This window comes from Melaminivora jejuensis, assembly GCF_017811175.1.
GTDB lineage: Bacteria > Pseudomonadota > Gammaproteobacteria > Burkholderiales > Burkholderiaceae_C > Melaminivora > Melaminivora jejuensis.
The window spans coordinates 447,695-469,869 of sequence record NZ_JACWIJ010000002.1; the positions used below are offsets into that span (position 1 = coordinate 447,695).

Annotated in this window: 23 protein-coding genes; 15 read left to right on the forward strand and 8 right to left on the reverse strand. The window is 66.8% G+C overall.

From position 1 onward, the window contains the following. Nucleotides 1–66 precede the first annotated feature (66 nt). Entirely contained in the window at nt 67–1,128 is a 1,062-nt protein-coding gene (gene ubiU / locus IDM45_RS02365) for a ubiquinone anaerobic biosynthesis protein UbiU (protein WP_209421475.1), read from the reverse strand. A 314-nt stretch (nt 1,129–1,442) separates the two neighbouring features. On the opposite strand from ubiU, the gene IDM45_RS02370 reads away from it, so the two are divergent. From IDM45_RS02370 to IDM45_RS02390, 6 genes are all read left to right on the forward strand, one after another. Next, nucleotides 1,443–2,813 (forward strand): tryptophanase, encoded by a 1,371-nt coding sequence (locus IDM45_RS02370; protein WP_209421476.1) that lies wholly within the window; start codon nt 1,443–1,445, stop codon nt 2,811–2,813. Nucleotides 2,814–2,830: 17 nt separating this feature from the next. Continuing rightward, the gene (locus tag IDM45_RS02375; protein ID WP_209421477.1) at nt 2,831–3,079 is read left to right on the forward strand and encodes a type II toxin-antitoxin system HicB family antitoxin; all 249 of its coding nucleotides are present in this window, start codon (nt 2,831–2,833) and stop codon (nt 3,077–3,079) included. Nucleotides 3,080–3,113: 34 nt separating this feature from the next. Then, entirely contained in the window at nt 3,114–5,552 is a 2,439-nt protein-coding gene (locus tag IDM45_RS02380) for a DNA methyltransferase (RefSeq protein ID WP_233457463.1), read from the forward strand. 17 nt (nt 5,553–5,569) lie between these two features. Further along, nucleotides 5,570–6,700 (forward strand): type IIL restriction-modification enzyme MmeI, encoded by a 1,131-nt coding sequence (locus IDM45_RS17435; protein WP_325168938.1) that lies wholly within the window; start codon nt 5,570–5,572, stop codon nt 6,698–6,700. A 106-nt stretch (nt 6,701–6,806) separates the two neighbouring features. Continuing rightward, the gene (locus tag IDM45_RS02385) at nt 6,807–7,088 is read left to right on the forward strand and encodes a type II toxin-antitoxin system TacA family antitoxin (protein ID WP_209421478.1); all 282 of its coding nucleotides are present in this window, start codon (nt 6,807–6,809) and stop codon (nt 7,086–7,088) included. Continuing rightward, a complete protein-coding gene (locus IDM45_RS02390) occupies nt 7,085–7,621 on the forward strand; it encodes a GNAT family N-acetyltransferase (RefSeq protein ID WP_209421479.1) in 537 nt (178 codons plus the stop codon). The genes IDM45_RS02385 and IDM45_RS02390 overlap by 4 nt, the downstream gene beginning before the upstream one ends. Before the next feature lie 49 nt (nt 7,622–7,670). Here the strand turns inward: IDM45_RS02390 and dnaJ are convergent, their stop codons facing one another. The 3 genes from dnaJ to grpE form a co-directional block, all read right to left on the reverse strand. Beyond that, complete coding sequence (gene dnaJ, locus IDM45_RS02395) at nt 7,671–8,810, reverse strand: molecular chaperone DnaJ (protein ID WP_209421480.1); 1,140 nt, start codon at nt 8,808–8,810, stop codon at nt 7,671–7,673. A gap of 113 nt (nt 8,811–8,923) precedes the next feature. Next, on the reverse strand, nt 8,924–10,882 hold the full coding sequence (gene dnaK, locus IDM45_RS02400) for a molecular chaperone DnaK (protein WP_209421481.1): 1,959 nt from the start codon (nt 10,880–10,882) through the stop codon (nt 8,924–8,926). Nucleotides 10,883–10,989: 107 nt separating this feature from the next. Beyond that, nucleotides 10,990–11,526: a nucleotide exchange factor GrpE gene (grpE, locus tag IDM45_RS02405; protein ID WP_209421482.1), complete on the reverse strand. Its 537-nt coding sequence runs from the start codon at nt 11,524–11,526 to the stop codon at nt 10,990–10,992. A gap of 266 nt (nt 11,527–11,792) precedes the next feature. Between grpE and rpsF the strand changes: the two genes are divergently transcribed. The 5 genes from rpsF to dnaB all read left to right on the forward strand — a co-directional run bounded on the left by rpsF (nt 11,793) and on the right by dnaB (nt 14,967). Then, nucleotides 11,793–12,218, forward strand: coding sequence for a 30S ribosomal protein S6 (rpsF, locus tag IDM45_RS02410; RefSeq protein ID WP_209421483.1), 426 nt, complete (start codon nt 11,793–11,795; stop codon nt 12,216–12,218). A 14-nt stretch (nt 12,219–12,232) separates the two neighbouring features. After that, nucleotides 12,233–12,523, forward strand: a complete 291-nt coding sequence (priB, locus tag IDM45_RS02415; RefSeq protein WP_209421484.1) for a primosomal replication protein N — start codon at nt 12,233–12,235, stop codon at nt 12,521–12,523. Nucleotides 12,524–12,542: 19 nt separating this feature from the next. Then, a complete protein-coding gene (gene rpsR / locus IDM45_RS02420) occupies nt 12,543–12,824 on the forward strand; it encodes a 30S ribosomal protein S18 (RefSeq protein WP_209421485.1) in 282 nt (93 codons plus the stop codon). Between the two features lie 14 nt (nt 12,825–12,838). Continuing rightward, a complete protein-coding gene (gene rplI, locus IDM45_RS02425; RefSeq protein WP_209421486.1) occupies nt 12,839–13,291 on the forward strand; it encodes a 50S ribosomal protein L9 in 453 nt (150 codons plus the stop codon). Between the two features lie 254 nt (nt 13,292–13,545). Then, nucleotides 13,546–14,967: a replicative DNA helicase gene (gene dnaB, locus IDM45_RS02430; RefSeq protein ID WP_209421487.1), complete on the forward strand. Its 1,422-nt coding sequence runs from the start codon at nt 13,546–13,548 to the stop codon at nt 14,965–14,967. Nucleotides 14,968–15,041: 74 nt separating this feature from the next. Here dnaB and IDM45_RS02435 read toward each other — a convergent pair whose 3' ends face one another. The 4 genes from IDM45_RS02435 to IDM45_RS02450 form a co-directional block, all read right to left on the reverse strand. After that, nucleotides 15,042–15,428 carry a hypothetical protein gene (locus IDM45_RS02435; protein ID WP_209421488.1) on the reverse strand — a complete coding sequence of 129 codons (387 nt, stop codon included), beginning with the start codon at nt 15,426–15,428 and terminating at the stop codon, nt 15,042–15,044. A gap of 2 nt (nt 15,429–15,430) precedes the next feature. Beyond that, nucleotides 15,431–17,215, reverse strand: coding sequence for a PhoH family protein (locus IDM45_RS02440; RefSeq protein WP_209421489.1), 1,785 nt, complete (start codon nt 17,213–17,215; stop codon nt 15,431–15,433). 222 nt (nt 17,216–17,437) lie between these two features. Beyond that, complete coding sequence (locus IDM45_RS02445) at nt 17,438–17,998, reverse strand: peroxiredoxin (RefSeq protein ID WP_209421490.1); 561 nt, start codon at nt 17,996–17,998, stop codon at nt 17,438–17,440. 209 nt (nt 17,999–18,207) lie between these two features. After that, nucleotides 18,208–18,579, reverse strand: coding sequence for an Mth938-like domain-containing protein (locus tag IDM45_RS02450; RefSeq protein WP_209421491.1), 372 nt, complete (start codon nt 18,577–18,579; stop codon nt 18,208–18,210). A 151-nt stretch (nt 18,580–18,730) separates the two neighbouring features. On the opposite strand from IDM45_RS02450, the gene IDM45_RS02455 reads away from it, so the two are divergent. The 4 genes from IDM45_RS02455 (at nt 18,731) to IDM45_RS02470 (ending at nt 22,167) form a co-directional block, all read left to right on the forward strand. Further along, the gene (locus IDM45_RS02455) at nt 18,731–19,984 is read left to right on the forward strand and encodes a pyridoxal phosphate-dependent aminotransferase (protein WP_209421492.1); all 1,254 of its coding nucleotides are present in this window, start codon (nt 18,731–18,733) and stop codon (nt 19,982–19,984) included. Between the two features lie 88 nt (nt 19,985–20,072). Then, a complete protein-coding gene (locus IDM45_RS02460) occupies nt 20,073–21,407 on the forward strand; it encodes a homoserine dehydrogenase (protein WP_209421493.1) in 1,335 nt (444 codons plus the stop codon). 59 nt (nt 21,408–21,466) lie between these two features. After that, on the forward strand, nt 21,467–21,730 hold the full coding sequence (locus IDM45_RS02465) for a type II toxin-antitoxin system Phd/YefM family antitoxin (protein ID WP_209421494.1): 264 nt from the start codon (nt 21,467–21,469) through the stop codon (nt 21,728–21,730). Between the two features lie 11 nt (nt 21,731–21,741). After that, a complete protein-coding gene (locus tag IDM45_RS02470) occupies nt 21,742–22,167 on the forward strand; it encodes a type II toxin-antitoxin system VapC family toxin (protein WP_209421495.1) in 426 nt (141 codons plus the stop codon). The last annotated feature ends 8 nt before the right edge of the window (nt 22,168–22,175 follow it).

The window sequence follows — 22,175 nt, forward strand, 5'->3', positions numbered from 1 at the left end:
GCGGGACGGGTCTGGCTTCCTCTCCCGCATGCGGGAGAGGGAGAAAGTCTCTCAGGCCGGCTTGCTTCACTTCCACGGCCTGTGATACGCCCCCAGCGTGTGCTGCTGGCCCTCGGCCACCTGATCAAGGCTGGCCATCCAGGCCGTCTTGGGGACGTACAAATGGCCCTGCGCCAGGCAATGGTCGATGGCCTCGCGCCACACGCGCGTGACCTGCGCTACGTAGGCCGGGCTCCTCTGGCGCCCTTCGATCTTGAAGGCGCGCACGCCCATCTTGATCAACTGCGGCAGCAGCTCCAGCGTGTTCAGGCTGGTCGGCTCCTCCAGCGCGTAGTAGTTCTTTTCGTCGCCAACGTCGAAGCGGCCCTTGCACAGCGTCGGATAGCCGGCGTTCTCGTCCGGCGCGTAGCGGTCGATCAGCACGCCGTTCAGGCGCGCGTGGACGCCATCCTTGGTCTCCTGCCAGCGCACGGCCTTGGGCGGCGAGCACACGCCATGCGTGTTGGGCGACTCGCCCGTGGCATACGACGACAGCGCGCAGCGCCCCTCGACCATCACGCACAGGCTGCCGAAGCCGAAGACCTCGATCTCCACGTCGGTGCGCTGCACGACCTGGCGCACCTGCTCCAGCGCCAGCACGCGCGGCAGCACGGCGCGCTGGATGCCGAACTGCGCGCGGTACAGGTTGATGGCGTCGTGATTCGTTGCCGAGCCTTGCACCGACAGATGCAGGCGCAGCCCCGGATGCTGCTGGCAGGCGTAGCGCATCAGCCCCGGGTCGGCCAGGATGACGGCATCCACCCCCCAGGCGGCGGCGCGATCCACCGCCTGGCGCCAGGGCGCCGGATTGGCCGCCTGCGGATAGGTGTTGAGCGCCAGCAGCACCTTGGCGCCGCGCTGGTGGGCGTAGGCAATGCCGGTCTGGATGGCCGCCTCGTCGAAGTTCAGCCCGGCGAAGTTGCGCGCATTGGTGGCATCGCGCAGGCCCAGATAGACGCAATCGGCCCCGCCGTCGATGGCCGCCTTCAGGGCTGGCAGGCTGCCCGCCGGGCAGACCAGCTCGGGGCGCGGCGCGGCGGAGGCGGCGGGGGCAGGGGCGGCAGGGGCAAGGCAAGCAGCAGAGGCCATCGGGAGCAGCAACAGGCAGAAGTGACAGGCAGGAATGCGCAATGGGCGCGCCAGTGCGGCGCAGACCAGGCGGCGAGTGGGCCGGGCAGATGCACGACAGACCCGCAAGCCCTGAACGGCGCACCTTAGGCCGCCCGCCCGGGCGCCGGCCTGACCTGCCGCAAGGCCTGCTGCGCAAACCCGAATAAAACACTCGGGATTGACCTGCCGCAAACAGCGTTTTTCTGCCCCAGCGTTGGGAAAAACCGACACCACGACCGTGCCGGACGGCCTAACTTCCTGCCCCATCGCAACCACAACTCCAGGAGAACTCCATGCCCAAGACCCTGATCGAGCCGTTTCGCATCAAGAGCGTCGAGCCGATTCGCATGACCACCCGCGCCGACCGCGAGCGGCTGCTGGACGAGGCCAAACTCAACGTCTTCAAGCTGCGCGCCGAGGACGTGCTGATCGACTGGCTGACGGATTCCGGCACCGGCGCCATGTCCAGCCGCCAGTGGGGCGCCATCATGGAAGGCGACGAGAGCTATGCCGGCGCGCGCAGCTACTACCGGCTGGAAAAGGCGATCCAGGACATCACCGGCATGGCGCACTTCGTGCCCACGCACCAGGGCCGGGCAGCGGAGAAAGTGCTGTTTTCCGCCATTGCCAAGGATGGCGACGTGGTGCCCAACAACTGCCACTTCGACACCACGCGCGGCAACCTGGAGTTTCTGGGCGTCACCGCGCTCGATCTGGTCATCGCCGAAGGCCTGCAGCCCGCCGCGCTGCACCCCTTCAAGGGCAACATCGACCTGGAGCGCGCCGAGGAGGTGCTGAAAAAGGATGGCGACCGCATCCCGTTCGGGATGCTCACCATCACCAACAACACCGGCGGCGGCCAGCCCGTGTCCATGGCCAACATCCGCGCGTATGCGCAGCTGCTCAAGAAATACGGCAAGCCCTTCATCATGGACGTGTGCCGCTTCTCGGAAAACGCCATGTTCATCAAGATGCGCGAGCCGGGCTACGAGGGCGCGTCCATCCCCGAGATCGTGCGCGAGATGTTCTCGTATGCCGACGGCGCGACCATGAGCGCCAAGAAGGACGGCATGGTCAACATCGGCGGCTTCATCGTGCTGCGTACCGACGAGTGGCTCGATGCCGTGCGCAACAACCTGATCATGATGGAGGGCTTTCCGACCTACGGCGGCATGGCCGGGCGCGACCTCGAAGCCCTGGCCGTGGGGCTGTATGAGGGCATGGACGAGGACTATTTGCGCTACCGCCTGCGCACCGCCGAATACCTGGGCGAAAAGCTCGATGCCGCCGGTGTCGGCTTTGTGCGCCCCACGGGTGGGCACGCTGTCTATATCGACGCCAAGAGCGTGCTGCCCGACATGCCCGTCGAGCACTACCCCGCCTGGGCGCTGTGCAACGCGCTGTACCTGGAAGGCGGCATCCGCGGCGTGGAGATCGGCTCGGTCATGTTCGGCAAGCGCGGCGATGATGGCCGCGAGACGTTCCACAGCATGGAGCTGGTGCGCCTGGCCTTCCCCCGGCGCATGTACACGCAAAGCCACTTCGACTACGCCGCCGAGGTGATTGCCGAAGTCAAGGACAAGGCCGCCAGCATCCGCGGGGTGCGGATCACCAAGCAGCCGAAGTTCCTGCGGCATTTCACGTGCGAGTGTGCGTGGGTCTGAGGCTGGGGGCGCCACCCATGACCACCCCGACCACGATGGAGCTGGACGGCTATACCGCCGTCTTGCAATACGACCCTGAGAGCGCTCGATTCCGCGGGGAGATCCAGGGCCTCAACGGTGGTGCCGATTTCTACGGCTCCACCGTGGATGGGCTGCGGCGTGAATTTCGCGCATCCCTGGATTGCTTCCAACAGGTCTGCGCCCGGCATGGGGTGCAGCCAGGGCTGGGCAGCAGCAACAGGAGCACCTCCGGCGCCTGTCCATAATCCCGCGCGGGAGAAACAACCGGACACACGCCGCATGACCGAAGCCGCCACCGACCCAGCCGCCCGCGCGGCGGACAACGCCGCCGCCGCTGCCTTCATCGCCCGCTGGCAGGGCGTGGCCGCCAGCGAGCTGGCAACGGCGCAGAGCTTCGTGATCGAGCTGTGCGCGCTGCTGGGCGTGGACACGCCGCACGCCACGCCCGAGCAGGACTACATGTTCGAGCGCCCCGTCACCTTCCAGCACGGCGACGGCAGCACCAGCAGCGGGCGCATCGACTGCTACCGGCGCGGGCACTTCGTGCTGGAGGCGAAAAAACTCCGGGCCGCCGGCCACACCAAGGGCTTCGACGACGGCATGTTGCGCGCGCGCAGCCAGGCCGAGGGCTATGCCCGCGCCCTGCCCGCCGCCGAGGGGCGTCCGCCCTTTTTGCTGGTGCTCGATGTCGGCAATGTCATCGAGGTCTATGCCGAGTTCAGCCGCAGCGGCGCCACCTACACGCCGTTTCCCGACCCGCGCAGCCACCGCCTGCCGCTGGCCGACCTGGCGCGGCCCGAGGTGCGCCAGCGGCTGCGCAGCATCTGGCTGGCACCCGACAGCCTCAACCCCGCCCTCATCAGCGCCGAAGTCACGCGCGGCGTGGCCGATTTGCTGGCGCGCCTGGCCCGCTCGCTCGAAGGCAGTGGCAAGCCGGCGCCGGAATCTGCATCAAATCGGCTTCAAACCCTTGCTGGACAAGTGGCAGTAGCTCCAGAAAAGGTAGCAAACTTCCTGACCCGCTGCCTGTTCTCCATGTTCGCCGAGGACGTGGAGCTGCTGCCCGCCGGCAGTTTTCTCAAGCTCCTGCAGACCTGGCGCGACGACCCGCCCACCCTGCAGCAAATGCTGCGCATCCTGTGGAGCGACATGGACAGCGGCGGCTTTTGCGCCGCGCTGGCCGGGCGCGTGCTGCACTTCAACGGCAAGCTGTTCAAGGGCGCGGGCGAGGACGGCTACAGCCTGCTGCTGACCCCGGCGCAGATCGACCTGCTGATCGAGGCGGCCCGCGCCAACTGGCGCGAGGTCGAGCCGGCCATCTTCGGCACGCTGCTCGAACGCGCGCTCGACCCCACCGAGCGCCATGCCCTGGGCGCGCACTACACGCCGCGCGCCTATGTCGAGCGCCTGGTGCTGCCCACGGTGATCGCGCCGCTGCGCACGCGCTGGCAGGATGCGCGTGCCGCCGCCCTGGTGCTGGCGCACGAGGCCGCCGAGCTGTCGGGCCGCGCCCGCGAGGCAAAGCTGGAGCAGGCGCGCGCCGAGCTGCGCACCTTCCATCAGTACCTGTGTCGGGTGCGCGTGCTCGATCCGGCGTGCGGCAGCGCCAACTTCCTGTACGTCACGCTGGAGCACCTGAAGCGCCTGGAGGGCGAGGTCGTCAACGCCCTGCAGGAGCTGGGCCAGACGCAGGATCAGCTTGGCTTCGAGGGCCAGACGGTGACGCTGCAGCAGCTGCTGGGCATCGAGCTGAACGCGCGCGCCGCCGCGCTGGCCGAGCTGGTGCTGTGGATCGGCTGGCTGCAGTGGCACATCCGCACGCGCGGGCGCGCCAGCGTCGCCGAGCCGATCGTCCACGCCTACGGCAACATCGAATGCCGCGATGCGGTGCTGGCCTGGGACGCGCTGGAGCCGGCGCGCGATGCCGCCGGCCAGCCCATCACGCGCTGGGATGGCCGCAGCTTCAAGCCCCACCCCGTCACCGGCGAGCCGGTGCCCGACGAGGCCGCGCAGGTGCCGCAGTGGCGCTACGTCGGCGCCCGCAAGGCGGTGTGGCCGCAGGCGGATTTCATCGTCGGCAACCCGCCGTTCATTGGCGCCGCTGCCATGCGCGCCGCCCTGGGCGACGGCTACGTGGAAGCCCTGCGCGGCGCCTGGCCCGAGGTGCCCGACAGCGCCGACTTCGTCATGTTCTGGTGGCAGCACGCCGCCGCGCAGGTGGCCGGCGGGGCGGCGCAGCGCATGGGCCTGATCACCACCAACAGCCTGCGCCAGACCTTCAACCGCCGCGTCGTGCAGGCGGCGCTGGATGCCGGCACGCACCTCGCGCTGGCCGTGCCCGACCACCCGTGGGTGGACAGCGCCAATGGCGCAGCCGTGCGCATCGCCATGACGGTGCTGGCCGGTGGGGCGCAGGAGGTGGGGCAGCTACTGACGGTGACGCACGAGCAGGCGCGCGAGTTCGGCGAGGTGGACGTGCAGTTGCGGGCGCAGGACGGGCTGATCCATGCGGATTTGAGCGTCGGGGCGAACGTGGCGGCAGCGCAGCCGCTGCGGGCCATGCAGGGCATCTCCTCGCCCGGCGTCAAGCTGCATGGGGCCGGCTTCATCGTCACCCCCGAGCAGGCCGCTGCCCTGCTCCCTCCCCCTCTGGGGAGGGTTGGGGTGGGGGCCAGCGTCCGCCGCTCATCCGCGACTACCGCAATGGCCGCGACCTGACCGACAAGCCGCGCGGCGTGCAAGTCATCGACGCCTTCGGCCTGAGCGCCGAGCAGTTGCGCGCGCAGCATCCGTCCATCTACCAATGGCTGCTGGAGCGGGTGAAGCCGGAGCGAGATGCCAAGGGCTCGACCAAGGATGGAGCCGGCTACGCCAGGTTGTGGTGGCTGCATGGCAAGCCACGCCAGGAAATGCGTAAACAGCTCGCTGGCCTGCCGCGCTACATCGCCACCGTCGAAACCGCCAAGCACCGCACCTTCCAGTTCCTGGATGCCAGCATCCTGCCGGACAACAGACTTATCGCTATTGCCCTAAACGATGGGTACACGCTAGGCGTCCTGTCCAGCCAGTTGCACATCGATTGGGCATTAGCTGTGGGAGGTACGTTGGAAGATCGCCCCGTATACAACAAGAGTATGTGCTTCGAAACCTTCCCCTTCCCGGGAGACGACACCGGCCTGACGCCCGCCCTGCGCGAACGCATCGCCCACCTGGCCGAGCAGATCGACGCCCACAGGAAGCGCGTGCTGTCCGCCGGCCACGCCGGCCTGACGCTGACCGGCATCTACAACGTGCTGGCCGCGCTGCGCGAGGGCCGGGCGCTCACCGCCAAGGAGCAGGCGCTGCACACCCAGGGCCTGGCCGGCGTGCTGCGCGAGTTGCACGACGAGCTGGATGCAGCAGTCCTGGCCGCCTATGGCCTGGCGCCCGGCGCCGATACGCAGGCCGTGCTGGCGCATCTGGTGCAGCTCAACGCCCGGCGCGCGCAGGAGGAGGCGCAGGGCAGCGTGCGCTGGCTGCGCCCAGCGTTCCAGAATCCGCAGAATTTGCCTCAAAATCAGGAGCTGGAAGCGCTTGATGGACAAGGGATGGAGCCTGATTTCATAGGTGAAAAATCGCTATTGAAACAGGAGCAAAAAACCGTCTTGGCGCAGCCCTGGCCATCGAGCCTGCCCGAGCAGGTGCGCGCCGTGGCCGAGGTGCTGGCGGCCAGCAGCGCGCCGCTGCCGCTGGCCGCCATCGAGGCGCGCTTCAAGGGCCGTGGCCCGTGGAAGAAAAGCCTGCCGACGCTGCTGCAAACCCTCGAAGCCCTGGGCCGCGCCCGCCCCGTGGCCCTGGCGGACGGCACGCCGGCCTGGGGTGGGTGAGGGGCATGGCTGGCAGAGGGCGATGCATGGCTCGCCTGCAAGCGGTGAGGCGGTCGAGGTTGATATGTACGGCAATTTGCCGTAAATTTTGCCGAGGAGAAAGCCCATGTCTGCAACCCCCTCTACCGCCCGCCTTGAAGCGCGAATCAGCACCGATCTGCACGCCATGCTCAAGCGCGCCGCCGAACTGCAAGGGCGCACCGTGACCGATTTCGTCGTGGCCGCCGTCCAGGAGGCCGCGCAGCACGCCATCGAGCAGGCCGAAGTCATTCGCCTGTCCCTGGCCGATCAGGAATGCTTTGCCCAGGCGCTGCTGGCACCGCCGCAGCCGGCTCCTGCCCTCAGACGTGCCTTTGCCAGGCGCGGCAAGCTTTTGCGTGCTCCATGAGCGGCGCGCCGTTTCAGCTCTCGCCGCTCGCTGCCGCCCATGACCGCACCCTGTTCGACTGCGGCTCGCCGCCGCTGAACCGTTACCTGCGCGAGCACGCCACCCAGGACATTCGCCGCCGCGTGGCCGCCTGTTTCGTGGCCTCGCCGGACGGACAGCGCATCGCGGGCTACTACACCCTGGCCTCGGCCAGTCTGCTGTTGGTCGATCTTCCAGCCGTCGTTGGCAAGAAGTTGCCGCGTTACCCGACCGTGCCGGCCGTGCGCATGGGCCGCCTGGCGGTCGATCAGGCTTTCAAGGGGCAGGGCCTAGGCGGTGCGCTGCTGGCCGATGCGCTCACCCGCGCCGCCCGCGCGGAAATCGCCGCCTACGCGCTGGTGGTGGACGCGAAGGACGAGCCGGCGGCGCAGTTCTATCGGCACCACGGCTTTGTCGCCTTGCCCGAAGCGCCGCGCACGCTGTTCCTGCCACTGGCGACCATTGAGCTGCTCCCGGTGCCGGGTCGGCATCCGGGGCAGTCGCAGGGGCGGTAAAGCCGGGGAGCTGTCATACGCTGTCATACGCGCGCGGCAGGCGCGGTCGTCAGCTAAAAAAGCTCTTGAGCTTGTCCGTCCAGCTCTCGGTGGAGGGCGAATGCTTGGCACCGCCCTTTTTCAGCGATTCGTCGAACTCGCGCAGGATCTTGCGCTGGTACTCGGTCAGTTTCACAGGTGTTTCGACCACGATGTGGCAGTACAGGTCGCCGGGGTAGGACGAGCGCACGCCCTTGATGCCCTTGCCGCGCAGGCGGAACTGCTTGCCGGCCTGGGTGCCCTCGGGGATGTCGATGGCGGCCTTGCCGCTGAGGGTCGGCACCTCGATCTCGCCGCCCAGCGCCGCTGTGGTGAAGCTCACCGGCACCTCGCAATGCAGGTCGTCGCCGTCGCGCTCGAAGATGTCGTGCTTTCTGATGCGGATCTCGATGTAGAGGTCGCCCGGCGGGCCGCCATTGGTGCCCGGCTCGCCGTTGCCGGTGGAGCGGATGCGCATCCCGTCGTCGATGCCGGCAGGGATCTTCACTTCCAGCGTCTTTTGCTTTTTCACCTTGCCCTGGCCGTGGCAGGTGGTGCATGGCTCGGGGATGATCTTGCCGCTGCCCCGACAGTGCGGGCAGGTCTGCTGCACGCTGAAAAAGCCCTGGCGCATCTGCACCACACCCGAGCCGCTGCAGGTGGTGCAGGTCTTGGGTGCGGTGCCGGGCTTGGCGCCCGAGCCGTGGCAGGTGTCGCAGCCCTCCCAACTGGGGATGCGGATCTGCGCCTCCTTGCCATTGGCGGCTTCTTCCAGCGTGATGTCCATGGCGTAGGACAGGTCGCTGCCGCGATAGACCTGCCGGCCGCCGCTGCGGGCGCCGCCGCGCGCGCCGCCGAACATGTCGCCGAAGATGTCGCCAAAGGCCTCGGCAAAGCCGCCGAAGCCTTCGGCGCCGCCCATGCCGCCACGCATGTTGGGATCGACCCCGGCGTGGCCGTACTGGTCGTAGGCGGCGCGCTTTTGCGCGTCGGACAGGATTTCGTAGGCCTCCTTGGCCTCCTTGAAGGCTTCCTCGGCCTTCTTGGCGCTGTCGCCCTGGTTGCGGTCAGGGTGATGCTTCATGGCCAGCTTGCGGTAGGCCTTCTTCAGCTCGTCGTCCGAAGCGTTCTTCGGGACGCCCAGCACTTCGTAAAAATCGCGTTTGGACATGGTGTGACAGGTACCCGTTGGGTGCGACAACGCCGCGCAAGGCCCCGCAGACAACAGCGGAACCCGACGCGGCGGTGAAAAAGGGCAGGGCGCGGCGGCCCTGCGGGTCTGGGTCAGCCCTTCTTGACTTCCTTGACTTCGGCGTCCACGACGTTGTCGTCGTCGCGGGCGGCGGAGGCGCCGGCGGCGGACTGCTGCGCGCCCGGCGCGGCGCCGCCTGCATCGCCGGCTGCGCCCTGGGCAGCAGCCTGGGCGTCGGCATAGACCTTCTCGCCCAGCTTCTGGCTGGCGGCCATCAGGGCGGTGGTCTTGTCGTCGATGGCGGCCTTGTCGTCACCCTTCAAGGCGTCTTCCAGCTCCTTGACGGCGGCTTCGATCTTGGCTTTTTCGTCGGCGTCGAGCTTGTCGCCGTGCTCGCCCAGGCTCTTGGTCACCGAGTGGACGGCGGCCTCGCCCTGGTTGCGCGCCTGCACCAGTTCGAGCTTCTTCTTGTCGTCGGCGGCGTTCATCTCGGCGTCCTTGACCATCTTCTGGATCTCGTCCTCGGACAGCCCGGAGTTGGCTTTGATGGTGATCTTGTTTTCCTTGCCCGTGCCCTTGTCCTTGGCCGACACGTGCAGGATGCCGTTGGCGTCGATGTCGAAGGTCACCTCGATCTGCGGCGTGCCGCGCGAGGCCGGGGCGATGCCCTCCAGGTTGAACTCGCCCAGCAGCTTGTTGGCAGTGGCGATCTCGCGCTCGCCCTGGAAGACCTTGATGGTCACGGCGGGCTGGTTGTCCTCGGCAGTGGAAAAGGTCTGCGCGAACTTGGTCGGGATGGTCGTGTTCTTGCCGATCATCTTGGTCATCACGCCGCCCAGGGTCTCGATGCCCAGGGACAGGGGAGTGACGTCCAGCAGCAGCACGTCCTTGCGGTCGCCCGACAGCACCTGGCCCTGGATGGCGGCGCCAACAGCCACGGCCTCGTCCGGGTTGACGTCCTTGCGCGGCTCGCGGCCAAAGAATTCCTTGACCTTGTCCTGCACCTTGGGCATACGGCTCATGCCGCCCACCAGGATCACGTCGTTGATGTCGGAGACGCTGATGCCGGCGTCCTTGATGGCGGTGCGGCAGGGCGCGAGGGTGCGCTCGATCAGGTCGTCCACCAGGCTCTCCAGCTTGGCGCGCGTGAGCTTGATGTTCAGGTGCTTGGGGCCGGAGGCGTCTGCCGTGATGTAGGGCAGGTTGATGTCGGTCTGCGCGCTGTTGGACAGCTCGATCTTGGCCTTCTCGGCGGCTTCCTTGAGGCGCTGCAGGGCCAGCACGTCCTTGGACAGGTCCACGCCCTGATCCTTTTTGAACTCGCCGATGATGTAGTCGATGATGCGCTGGTCGAAGTCCTCGCCGCCCAGGAAGGTGTCGCCATTGGTGGCCAGCACCTCGAATTGCTTTTCGCCATCGACGTCGGCGATCTCGATGATGGACACGTCAAACGTGCCGCCGCCCAGGTCATAGACGGCGATCTTGCGGTCGGCCTTGTCCTGCTTGTCCAGGCCGAAGGCCAGGGCCGCAGCGGTGGGCTCGTTGATGATGCGCTTGACCTCCAGGCCGGCGATGCGGCCGGCGTCCTTGGTGGCCTGGCGCTGGCTGTCGTTGAAGTAGGCGGGCACCGTGATGACGGCCTCGGTGACCGGCTCGCCCAGGTAGTCCTCGGCGGTCTTCTTCATCTTGCGCAGCACTTCGGCGCTGATTTGCGGGGCGGCCAACTTCTGGTCGCGCACCTGCACCCAGGCGTCGCCGTTGTCGGCCTTGATGATCTGGAAGGGCATCAGGTCGATGTCCTTTTGCACTTCCTTTTCGTCGAACTTACGGCCGATCAGGCGCTTGGCGGCGTAGATGGTGTTCTTGGGGTTGGTGACGGCCTGGCGCTTGGCCGAGGCGCCGACGAGGATTTCACCGTCGTCCTGGTAGGCCACGATGGAGGGTGTGGTGCGCGCGCCTTCGCTGTTTTCGATCACGCGCGTGGTGTTGCCTTCCATGATGGCCACGCAGCTGTTGGTCGTGCCCAGGTCGATGCCGATGATTTTTGCCATTGTTTTCTCTCTCCGCAAATAGGGGTGGTAATGCTTGGATGATTGGTTACATGTGGCTCGCTGGCGGGTCTTCAAGCGGCCCCATGCGGGAATTTGCCGGCCCGGGCTTACTTGGGCGCGGCCACGGTGACCAGGGCCGGGCGCAGCACGCGCTCGAAGATCAGGTAGCCCTTTTGCAGCACGCTGACGATGGTGCCTGCCTCCTGCTCGGCGGGCACCATGCTGATGGCCTGGTGCTGGTGCGGGTCGAACTTGGTGCCAGGTTGTGGGTTGACCACGACGACCTTGTTGCGCTCCAGCGCCGTGAGCAATTGGCGCAGCGTGGCGTCCGAGCCTTCGCGCAGTTGCTCGGCGGTGGCGCTTTCGATGGCCAGGGCGGCGTCCAGGCTGTCGCACACCGGCAGCAGGCTTTCGGCAAAGCTCTCGATGCCGAACTTGCGCGCCTTGGCGACTTCCTCGTCGGCGCGGCGGCGGGTGTTATCGGCCTCGGCCTTGGCACGCAGGTACTGGTCGGCCAGGTCGGCGCTCTTGGCCTTGAGTTCGGCCAGCTCGCCTTGCAGGCGCGCCAGTTCGTCGGCGGCATTGGCGGCCATCGCGGCCTCAGTCTCTTCGGGGGAGGGATTGAATGGGGGCTGGTCGGACATGTCGGCTGGGTTGGCTGTTGTTGGTGTTGAAAAACAGGGTGGACTGGCGGCAGTTGGGAGTGCCAGCGCGGGATTTCAAGCATGGCCCGGGCCAGTCGGGCAGGGTGGCACGGGCAGCAGCAGCGAGGGGCTACCCGGGCGCGGGGCGCAGTGTACAGGTGCTGCGGCGCAGCATATAATCGCGCGTTTTGCCTTGCCATACCGCTTTCCCTTGGGCCTTTGCCCGGGGGCGACGCGGCGGATGGCTTCATCCAAAAGGAGTGTGCATGCGTCACTACGAAATCATCCTGCTGATCCATCCGGATCAAAGCGAGCAGGTTCCCGCCATGCTGGAGCGCTACAAGGGCATGATCACCGCCGGCGGTGGCCAGATCCACCGCGTGGAAGACTGGGGCCGCCGCCAGCTGGCCTACCTGATCAACAAGCTCGCCAAGGCCCACTACCTGTGCCTGAACATCGAGGCTGACCAGGCCGTGATGGCTGAGCTGGAGCACGCCTTCAAGTTCAACGACGCCGTGCTGCGCCACCTGACGGTGCAGAAGAAGGACGCCGAGACCGGCCCGTCTTCCATGATGAAGACCGTCGAGCGCGAGGAAGCCCGCAAGGCCAGCCAGGCCGAGGCCGCTGCCGCCGGCGAGCGCACGGGTGAGCGCTCGAATGAGCGTTCGGGCGAGCGCGCCACCGAGCGCTGATTCGCCCCGGGAGTGTGGACAACCAGCTGACCCTGCGGGCCGTGCTTGCCGAGGCGCAGCCGCTGCGCCATACGCCCGCCGGGCTGCCGGCCATCGATGTGCTGCTCACGCATGAGTCGGTGCAGGCCGAGGCCGGCAGCCAGCGCCAGGTGAAGCTGGCCGCCCGGGCCATCGCCTTTGGCACGCTGGCCGAGCGGCTGGCCCGCCAGGCGCTGGGCAGCCAGTGGCAGTTCTGCGGCTTTTTGGCTGCGGGGCGCAACGGCAAGGGGCTGGTTTTCCACATCCAGGACATGCAACGGATTTAAATTTTCAAGAGGTCCACCAATGGCCACGTTCAAGAAATTCAACAAGGACAAGCGTCCCAAGCGCAACACCCAGTCGCTGCTGTTCAAGCGCAAGCGCTTTTGCCGCTTCACCGTCGCTGGCGTGAAAGAGATCGACTACAAGGACATCGACACGCTGCGCGACTTCATCGCCGAGAACGGCAAGATCATCCCCGCGCGCCTGACCGGCACGCGCGCGATTTACCAGCGTCAGCTCAACACCGCCATCAAGCGCGCGCGCTTCCTGGCCATGCTGCCGTACACCGACCAGCACAAGATCTGAGGAGCGGCAACATCATGCAAATCATCCTGCTCGACAAGGTTCTGAACCTGGGCAACCTGGGCGAGATCGTCAAGGTCAAGGACGGCTATGCCCGCAACTTCCTGATCCCCACGGGCCGCGCCCGTCGTGCCACGGCTGCCGCCAAGGCCGAGTTCGAGGCCAAGCGCGCCGAACTGGAAAAGGCTGCCGCCGAGAAGCTGGCTGCCGCCCAGGCCGAAGGCGAGAAGCTCGGCGGCTCGACCGTCAAGCTGACGCAAAAGGCTGGCGTCGATGGCCGCCTGTTCGGCTCGGTGACCAACCAGGACATCGCCAACGAACTCAACAACCAGGGCTACAAGCTGGTCAAGAGCCAGGTGCGCCTGCCCAATGGCCCCATCAAGACCACTGGCGACACCACCATCACCGTGGTTCTGCACACCGACGTGGTGGTCGAAGTGACCGTGGCGGTGTACGGCGAGACAGCCTGATCCTGGCCAGAGCGCCACATCTGCGCAACTGCTGACAAAACCGCCTTCGGGCGGTTTTTGCATTGCGGCGGAAATTTTTTCGATCCGCCTGCCTGGGGCTCTATCCCCAGTAGCGCACCAGCGAAGCCGGCTGGTTGTTCACCCGGTGCCCACCGCTTGTCCACAGACTTGTGCAATGACGTGCGCCCCCGGGTGGCTAGCATTGCCCTCCCGGAATCCTTTCAGGGTGCCTTGCCGCCCATCTGTCTGCCCGCATGTCTGCCGTTCTGTCCGTCTCCGCCCTCGATTACGACTTCGCCCCGCCGCTGGATCACGAGGTGGCGCAGCTGCGTGTGCCGCCGCACTCGATCGAGGCCGAGTCCAGCGTGCTGGGCGGGCTGCTGCTGGACAACATGGCCTGGGATCGGGTGGGCGACCTGCTGGTCGATGGCGACTTCTACCGCTACGAGCACCAGCAGGTCTATGCCGCCATCGGCGCGCTGATCAATGCCAGCAAGCCGGCGGATGTCATCACCGTCCACGAGCACCTGCAAAGCCTGGGCAAGGCCGAGGCCATCGGCGGCCTGGCCTATCTGAACGGCCTGGCGCAGTACGTGCCCAGTGCCAGCAACATCCGCCGCTACGCCGAGATCGTGCGCGAGCGCGCCATCCTGCGAAAACTGGTCACCGCCAGCGACGAGATCGCCACCAGCGCCTTCAACCCGCAGGGCAAGCCGGTGGAGCGCGTGCTCGACGAGGCCGAGCAGAAAATCTTCGCCATTGGCGAGGAAGGCTCGCGCATGAAGCAGGGCTTCCAGCCGCTCAACACGCTGGTGGTGGATCTGCTGGATCGCGTGCAGGAGATGGCCGACAACCCTATGGACGTGACCGGCGTGCCCACCGGCTTCGTCGATCTGGATCGCATGACCAGCGGGCTGCAGGCGGGCGATCTGGTGGTGCTGGCGGCGCGCCCGTCCATGGGCAAGACCTCGTTTGCCGTGAACATCGCCGAGCACGTGGCACTCAACGAGGGGCTGCCGGTGGCGATCTTTTCCATGGAAATGGGCGCGGCGCAGCTGGCGGTGCGCATCGTCGGCTCCATCGGCCGGGTCAACCAGGGCCACTTGCGCACCGGCAAGCTCTCCGACGAGGAGTGGCCGCGCCTGACCGAGGCCATCGAGCGGCTGCGCAACGTCTCGCTGCACATCGACGAGACGCCGGGCCTGACGCCCTCCGAGCTGCGCGCCAACGCCCGGCGCCTGGCGCGCACCTGCGGCAAGCTGGGCCTGATCGTCGTGGACTATCTGCAGCTCATGAGCGGCTCGGGCGCCAGTAGCGGCGAGAACCGCGCCACCGAGCTGGGCGAGATCTCGCGCGGCCTGAAGATGCTGGCCAAGGAACTGCAATGCCCGGTCATTGCGCTGTCGCAGCTCAACCGCAGCGTCGAGCAGCGCACCGACAAGCGCCCCATGATGAGTGACCTGCGCGAGTCGGGCGCCATCGAGCAGGACGCCGACATCATCATGTTCATCTACCGCGACGACTACTACAACCGGGAGTCCAAGGAGCCGAATGTGGCCGAGATCATCATCGGCAAGCAGCGCAACGGCCCCACGGGCACGGTCAAGCTGTTCTTCCAGAAGGATCAGACGCGCTTCGAGAACCTGGCCATGGGCTATGGCGGTGATGACTACTGAAGGTTTTCAGGGTAAAAACTGCCTCAAACCCTTGCCAGACAAGCGCTGACAGCTATATTTTATATAGCGTAGTCTTATTGTGAAAGCACCCACACCAGCAGGCCGGTGCTGACCACACCCAGCAGCGCGCAGGCCAGGCCCAGCCAGCGCGTGCGCGCACGCAGGGTGTCGATGGCGCGCACCACCTGGGCGTTCTGCTCGGCCAGCGAGCGGATCAGCACGGCGCTGGCGCGCTGCTCCTCGTGCAGCTGCGCCACGCGCTGCTCCAGCGTGGCCAACTGCTGCGCCAGGGTGTCTGGCGAGCCGGTGGCGGCACTGGTTGCCACCGGGCGCGGGGGCGCTGCGGCGGTCTCGTGCTCGCTGCGGCGCATCAGCTTGCGCGCGCCCTGGACGATCTGCGGCGCCGCCTCTATGACCTGGCCCCAGGGGACGAACTTGAGCGCGGACAGCCAGCCGGCCATGGCTAGAGCACCTCGCTGGCGAAGTCGGCCAGGCGCGAGCGCTCGCCGCGCGCCAGCAATATGTGTCCGCTGTGCGGCCAGCCCTTGAAGCGATCGACGGCATAGGTCAGGCCGGAGGAGCCTTCGGTCAGGTAGGGCGTGTCGATCTGCGCCAGGTTGCCCATGCAGATGATCTTGGTGCCCGGGCCGGCGCGGGTGATGAGGGTCTTCATCTGCTTCGGCGTCAGGTTCTGCGCCTCGTCGATGATGACGTACTTGTTCAGGAAGGTGCGCCCGCGCATGAAGTTCATGCTCTTGATCTTGATGCGGCTCCTGATCAGCTCATTGGTCGCGGCGCGGCCCCATTCGCCGGCGTTGCCGCCGTCGCCCTTGGCGAGGAACTCCAGGTTGTCGTCCAGCGCACCCATCCACGGCCCCATTTTTTCCTCCTCGGTGCCGGGCAGGAAACCGATGTCCTCGCCCACGCTCACGGTGGCGCGGGTCATGATGATTTCGGTGTAGCGGCGCTCGTCGAGTACCTGTGTCAGGCCGGCGGCCAGCGCCAGCAGCGTCTTGCCGGTGCCCGCCTGGCCGGTCAGGGTGACGAAATCCACATTCGGATCCATGAGCAGGTTCATGGCGAAGTTCTGCTCGCGGTTGCGCGTGTTCACGCCCCAGACGGTGTGCTTGGACGAGCTGTAGTCCTTGAGCGTCCTGAGCACTGCCATCTGCTCGCGGATCTCGACCACGCGCGCATACAGGCTGGGCTCGCCCGGCGCCTCGAAATAGACGAACTGGTTGATCATCAGCTGCGCCGCCAGCGGCCCGCCGATGCGGTAGTACATGTGGGCGCCGTTCTGCCAGCTTTCGACCTTCTTGCCGGCCTTGCTCCAGAAGTCCGGCGGCAGGGCCAGGACGCCGGTGTAGAGCAGGTCGGCGTCGTCGAGCGTCTTGTCGTTGCGGTAGTCCTCGGCGGACAGGCCCAGGGCGCGCGCCTTGACGCGCATGTTGATGTCCTTGGACACCAGCACCACCTCGCGCGGCGCGTGCTTCTTGCGCAGAGCGGTAACCACGCCCAGGATCTGGTTGTCGGCCTTGCCCTGCGGCAGGCTGGCGGGCAGGTCGTAGTCCAGCGGCTCGGTCTGGAAGTACAGGCAGCCGCCGGCGGCGACGTTGCCAGTGGCGTCGAGCTTCAGGCCCTCGGCGATGTCGGCGCCCTGCGCGGCCACCAGGGCGTCCAGCGTGCGGCTGGTCTGGCGGCCATTGCGGGCGACTTCGGTCATGCCGGTCTTGTGCGCGTCGAGCTCCTCCAGCACCACCATGGGCAGGAAGATGTCGTGCTCCTCGAAGCGAAACAGGCTGGTCGGGTCGTGCAGCAGCACGTTGGTGTCGAGCACGAACATCTTGCGCGGGCCGTCGCTGCTGCGCTTGCGGGCGGCGGGACGGGGCGCAGCAGCGACGCGCTTGGCGCTGGCAGAAGCCGGTGCAGCCTTCTGTGGGGCCTTGGCCTTGGTGCTGGCGACTGCCGGCTGGGCGAGCACCTGCCCATCCGTCTGCTCGGCAGCCGGCACAGCGCGTCTGGTGGCCGCAGTGCTGGCGCGGCCCTTGCGTGCAGCCGTCTTGGCGGGCGCGGCAGAGGTGGCTGGGGCGTGGCTGGCGGCGGCCATCGGTGCGGCAGGCGCGAGCGCGACGGCTTCGAGCTGGCCGGTAGGCGCATCGTCCTGCGGCTGATCCTCGCCCACCGTCTGGCGGTAGGCACTGGGAGCCAGGATGGCGGCACGCTTTTTCGGGGCAGGAGGCAGGGGCATGGGCAGAGGCCTTGGCGAAGGAAAGTATGGCGCTGCGGGCGCAGTCAACGGCGTGCGCTGCTGGACAGCGCGTGCGCCAGAGCGCAAAAAAGCCGCCGGGCGGGCCAGGCGGCTTGCGTTGTCGGGGAGGGCGGGGCAGATGCGTGCGTCAGCGGCATCAACCCATTATGCACGCCCCTCAAGACGGCTTGATGTCGGCTTTTTGCCTGTCCAGGCCGGGATTCAGGCGGCTTCCTGAACGGGGGATTCCTTGGTTTCCTTGCTGCTGTCCTTGGCTTCCTTGGCGGCCGTCTTGGCTGCGGCAGGCTTGGTGCCGGACTTGAGCGCCTTGACGGCCTTGAGCACCTCGTCCACATGGCCCGGCACCTTGAGGCCGCGCCACTCCTGGGCCACACGGCCATCGGCGCCGATCAGGAAGGTGCTGCGCTCGATGCCCTTCACTTTCTTGCCGTACATGATCTTGTTCTTGACCACGCCGAACATGTGGCACATCTTTTCTTCGGTGTCGGCGATCAGCTCGAAGGGCAGCTCCAGCTTGGCCTTGAAGTCGTCGTGCGACTTCATGTTGTCGCGCGAGACGCCGAACACCACGGCACCGGCTTTTTCAAAGTCCTTGAACTTGTCACGGAATTGCATGGCCTCGGTGGTGCAGCCGGGTGTATTGTCCTTGGGGTAGAAGTACAGGATCAGCACCTGACCCAGATGCGAGACGTTGGAAACCTTGATTCCACCAGTCGCGTTGGCTTCGAATTCAGGAAGGGGTTTGTTGACAACGATCGCCATGGCGCTTCTATCTCTCTTGGTATTGGTCGAAGAAAGCCGGGGGAATGGGAGGGTGAGGTGCTGCAACCAGGCTGCCTGCCCGATGGTTGCCGCAGGCGTAGCCCCCGACCGCAACCCGCGATTTTACCCGCAAAGGCCCTTTTCGGCCTAATCCAGCCCCGGATACTGGTTGGATATGCAGTGTTTCAGTTTGTCACGGCGCGAGGCTGTCAGGCCTCCAGCAGCAGCGCGGCGACCACGTGCCGGCCTTCGCCGGCCAGGATGTTGTAGGTGCGGCAGGCGGCCTGCGTGTCCATGCTTTCCACGCCAATGCGCTGGCGCATCAGGGGAGCCAGCCAGGCCGGGGCAGGAAAGCGCAGGCGGCTGCCGCTGCCGAAGACGATGACCTCCGGCTCCAGTTCGATGAGCTGCTTGAAATGCTCGGGCGTGAGGTCGGCAAAGCTGGTGCAGTGCCAGTCCAGACGCGGGCCGCGCGAGCTGAGCACGGTGCTGGCGGTGGTGCGCTCGCCATCCACGGCGATCCAGCCTGGGCCATAGGCGGTGATGGCGTTGGTCTCGAAGCGGTCGGGCTGGAATTTCATGGCGGCGGGCGGGTGCTGGTGTCCCGCGCTGCGGCCCGGGGCAGGATGGGAACTGTGGTCAAATTATAGGTTTCGCCGGCTTTGCAGCCCGGTTGTCCGCCTTTTGTCCGTTTTTCGTCGTCCCCGGCGCCTTGCGGCGCCTCCCCCGCGCATGAAGCCCATCAAGAAATCCACCAAGCTCAACAACGTTCTCTACGACGTGCGCGGCCCCATCGTGGACGCGGCGCGGCAGATGGAGGACGAGGGCCAGAAGATCATCAAGCTCAACATCGGCAACCTGGCCTCGTTCGGCTTCGACGCGCCCGAGGAAATCCAGCAGGACATGATCCGCAACCTGCCCAACTCGGCGGGTTACTCGGACAGCAAGGGCATCTTTGCCGCGCGCAAGGCGGTGATGCACTACACCCAGGAGCAGGGCGTGGCCGGCGTGACGCTGGACGACATCTACCTGGGCAATGGCGCCAGCGACCTGATCGTCATGGCCACCAACGCGCTGCTGGACGATGGCGACGAGCTGCTGGTGCCCGCGCCCGACTACCCGCTGTGGACGGCCGCCGCCAGCCTCTCGGGCGGCAAGCCGGTGCACTACCAGTGCGACGAGGACAACGGCTGGATGCCCAACCTGGACGACATCCGCGCCCGCATCACCCCGCGCACGCGCGGCATCGTGGTCATCAACCCGAACAACCCCACCGGCGCGCTGTACTCGGACGAGTTGCTGCTGGCCATCGTGCAAATCGCGCGCGAGCACGAGCTGGTCATCTTCGCCGACGAGGTCTATGACAAGGTGCTGTATGACGGCGTGCGCCACACGCCCATGGCGCGCCTGTCCACCGACGTGCTGACGCTGACCTTCAACTCGCTGTCCAAGGCCTACCGCTCGTGCGGCTACCGCGCCGGCTGGATGGTGATCTCTGGCGACAAGGCTGCCGCCAGGGATTACATCGAGGGCATCAACATGCTGGCCAACATCAAGCTCGGCTCCAACGTGCCGGGCCAGTGGGCCATCCAGACCGCCCTGGGCGGCTACCAGAGCATCAACGACCTGGTCAAGCCGGGTGGCCGGCTGCGGCGCCAGCGCGACCTGGCCTACGAGCTGATCACGCAGATCCCGGGCGTCACCTGCGTCAAGCCGCGCGCGGCGCTGTACATGTTCCCGCGCCTGGATCCGGACATGTATCCGATCCAGGATGACCGCGAGTTCTTCATGCAGGTACTGCGCGCCACGCGCGTCATGCTGGTGCAGGGCTCGGGCTTCAACTACCCGGACAACCAGCATTTCCGCATCGTCTTCCTGCCGCACGAGGACGACCTGCGCGAGGCCATTGGCCGCCTGGCCGCCTTCTTGGCCCAGTACCGCCAGCGCCATGCCCGCACAGCGGCGACTGCAGCCGTCGCAGCCTGAGCGCCGCAGTACTCCAGAAACTCCTTTTTCGATAGCTGGAACCGCTTGTCTGACAAGGTTTTCAGCCATTTTTGACCATTAAAACCTTATGAAACCCATCCAAGTAGGCCTGCTGGGCATCGGCACCGTGGGCAGCGGCGTGTTCCACGTGCTGCAGCGCAACCAGGAGGAGATCCGCCGCCGCGCTGGCCGTGGCATCCAGATCACTGCCGTGGCCGATCTGGATACGGCGCGCGCGCGCTCCATCGTGGGCGAGTCGGCGCGCGTGCTGGCCGATGGCCGCGAGCTGATTGCCGACCCGGACATCGACGTGGTGGTCGAGCTGATCGGCGGCTACGGCGTGGCGCGCACCCTGGTGCTGGAGGCGATTGCCGCCGGCAAGCATGTGGTCACGGCTAACAAGGCGCTGCTGGCCGTGCATGGCACGGAAATCTTCCAGGCGGCTGCCGAGCGCGGCGTGATCGTCGCCTTCGAGGCCTCGGTGGCCGGCGGCATCCCCATCATCAAGGCGCTGCGCGAGGGCCTGACGGCCAACCAGATCCAGTGGCTGGCCGGCATCATCAACGGCACGACCAACTTCATCCTGTCCGAGATGCGCGACAAGGGCCTGGACTTCGACGTGGTGCTCAAGGAGGCGCAGCGCCTGGGCTACGCCGAGGCTGACCCGACCTTCGACATCGAAGGGGTCGATGCCGCGCACAAGGCCACCATCATGAGCGCCATCGCCTTCGGCGTGCCGGTGCAGTTCGACAAGGCCTATGTCGAGGGCATCACCCAGTTGTCGGCAGCCGACATCCGCTATGCCGAGCAGCTGGGCTACCGCATCAAGCTGCTGGGCATCACGCGCCGCCGCCCCGAGGGCATAGAGCTGCGCGTCCACCCCAGTCTGGTGCCGGCCAAACGCCTGATCGCCAATGTCGAGGGCGCCATGAACGCCGTGGTGGTGCATGGCGACGCCGTGGGCACGACGCTGTACTACGGCAAGGGCGCGGGCAGCGAACCCACGGCCAGCGCGGTGATTGCCGACCTGGTGGACATCGCCCGCCTGGAGGGCGCCGACGCCGCGCACCGCGTGCCGCCGCTGGCCTTCCAGAGCCACACCCTGGCGACGGCGGGCAGCGCGCTGCCGGTGCTGCCCATGAGCGAGGTCGTGACCAGCTACTACCTGCGCGCCCGCGTGGCCGACGAGGCCGGCGTGCTGGCCAAAATCACTGGCGTGCTGGCCAATGCCGGCATCAGCATCGACGCCGTGCTGCAGCGCGAGGCCGACGAGGTCGGTGGCGAAGGCTCGACCCAGACCGACGTCATCATCCTGACCCACGACACGCGCGAGGGCGACATGGACGCCGCGCTGGCGCAGATCCAGCAGCTGCCCACGGTGCTGGCGCCGATCACGCGCATCCGCAAGGAAGAGCTGAACTGAGACGTTAAAATGGCCAGATTAGCTTGAATTCTGGCCATTTCACCGCGCAGGAGGCCGCCATGTCCGCAGTCTGGCAAGTACAGGAAGCCAAGAACCACTTCAGCGAACTCATCGAGCGCGCCGTGAGCGAAGGCCCGCAGACCGTCACGCGCCACGGCAAGCCCGTAGTGCGGGTGGTGGCGATAGGGCGCGAGATGCCCGCCGCGCCGCCCAGGGACGATGGTTTCGTCGAGTTCCTGCTGAGCATGTCCAGGGTGGAGGGTGGCCTGCCCGAGATGCCGCGCGACACCAATTCGCGGCCACCCCTGTTTGGCGAAGACTGATCGAGACGCCGATGCGCTGGCTGCTCGACACCTGCACGCTCTCCGAGACCGTCCGCTCGCGGCCTGACCCGGGCGTGATGGACTGGCTGCGCCGCCACGGCCACGAGGCCGCCATCTCCAGCGCCTCGTTCGGCGAAATCCACTATGGCATCGCCAGCCTGGCGCCGGGCGCCAGGCGCAACCAGCTCCAGGGCTGGGCGCTGGCGCTGGCGCAGCAGTTCGAAGACCGCATCCTGCCCACGGACGATGCCGTCTGGCGCCAGTGGGGCGAACTCAAGGCCTCGCTGTGTGCCATTGGCCGTATGCAGGACGCGCTGGATCTGGCCATCGCCGCCACCGCCCTGCACCACGGCCTGGTGCTGGTCACCCGCAACATCCGCCATTTCCAGGACACGGGGCTGCGCCTCGTCAATCCCTGGGAAGCCCCCGCTTCTTGAGAAACCCC

Excerpts from the sequence above, each read along its gene's own strand:
- IDM45_RS02470 (WP_209421495.1), top strand. The coding sequence starts at position 21,742 with ATGCGCTGGCTGCTCGACACCTGCACGCTCTCCGAGACCGTCCGCTCG.
- grpE (WP_209421482.1), bottom strand. The coding sequence starts at position 11,526 with ATGTCCGACCAGCCCCCATTCAATCCCTCCCCCGAAGAGACTGAGGCC.
- rpsR (WP_209421485.1), top strand. The coding sequence starts at position 12,543 with ATGGCCACGTTCAAGAAATTCAACAAGGACAAGCGTCCCAAGCGCAAC.
- dnaB (WP_209421487.1), top strand. The coding sequence starts at position 13,546 with ATGTCTGCCGTTCTGTCCGTCTCCGCCCTCGATTACGACTTCGCCCCG.
- IDM45_RS02465 (WP_209421494.1), top strand. The coding sequence starts at position 21,467 with ATGTCCGCAGTCTGGCAAGTACAGGAAGCCAAGAACCACTTCAGCGAA.
- IDM45_RS02440 (WP_209421489.1), bottom strand. The coding sequence starts at position 17,215 with ATGCCCCTGCCTCCTGCCCCGAAAAAGCGTGCCGCCATCCTGGCTCCC.
- IDM45_RS02455 (WP_209421492.1), top strand. The coding sequence starts at position 18,731 with ATGAAGCCCATCAAGAAATCCACCAAGCTCAACAACGTTCTCTACGAC.
- IDM45_RS02370 (WP_209421476.1), top strand. The coding sequence starts at position 1,443 with ATGCCCAAGACCCTGATCGAGCCGTTTCGCATCAAGAGCGTCGAGCCG.
- IDM45_RS02450 (WP_209421491.1), bottom strand. The coding sequence starts at position 18,579 with ATGAAATTCCAGCCCGACCGCTTCGAGACCAACGCCATCACCGCCTAT.
- IDM45_RS02375 (WP_209421477.1), top strand. The coding sequence starts at position 2,831 with ATGACCACCCCGACCACGATGGAGCTGGACGGCTATACCGCCGTCTTG.
- dnaK (WP_209421481.1), bottom strand. The coding sequence starts at position 10,882 with ATGGCAAAAATCATCGGCATCGACCTGGGCACGACCAACAGCTGCGTG.
- IDM45_RS02435 (WP_209421488.1), bottom strand. The coding sequence starts at position 15,428 with ATGGCCGGCTGGCTGTCCGCGCTCAAGTTCGTCCCCTGGGGCCAGGTC.
- IDM45_RS02385 (WP_209421478.1), top strand. The coding sequence starts at position 6,807 with ATGTCTGCAACCCCCTCTACCGCCCGCCTTGAAGCGCGAATCAGCACC.
- IDM45_RS02445 (WP_209421490.1), bottom strand. The coding sequence starts at position 17,998 with ATGGCGATCGTTGTCAACAAACCCCTTCCTGAATTCGAAGCCAACGCG.
- rpsF (WP_209421483.1), top strand. The coding sequence starts at position 11,793 with ATGCGTCACTACGAAATCATCCTGCTGATCCATCCGGATCAAAGCGAG.
- IDM45_RS02460 (WP_209421493.1), top strand. The coding sequence starts at position 20,073 with ATGAAACCCATCCAAGTAGGCCTGCTGGGCATCGGCACCGTGGGCAGC.
- dnaJ (WP_209421480.1), bottom strand. The coding sequence starts at position 8,810 with ATGTCCAAACGCGATTTTTACGAAGTGCTGGGCGTCCCGAAGAACGCT.
- IDM45_RS02390 (WP_209421479.1), top strand. The coding sequence starts at position 7,085 with ATGAGCGGCGCGCCGTTTCAGCTCTCGCCGCTCGCTGCCGCCCATGAC.
- rplI (WP_209421486.1), top strand. The coding sequence starts at position 12,839 with ATGCAAATCATCCTGCTCGACAAGGTTCTGAACCTGGGCAACCTGGGC.
- ubiU (WP_209421475.1), bottom strand. The coding sequence starts at position 1,128 with ATGGCCTCTGCTGCTTGCCTTGCCCCTGCCGCCCCTGCCCCCGCCGCC.
- IDM45_RS02380 (WP_233457463.1), top strand. The coding sequence starts at position 3,114 with ATGACCGAAGCCGCCACCGACCCAGCCGCCCGCGCGGCGGACAACGCC.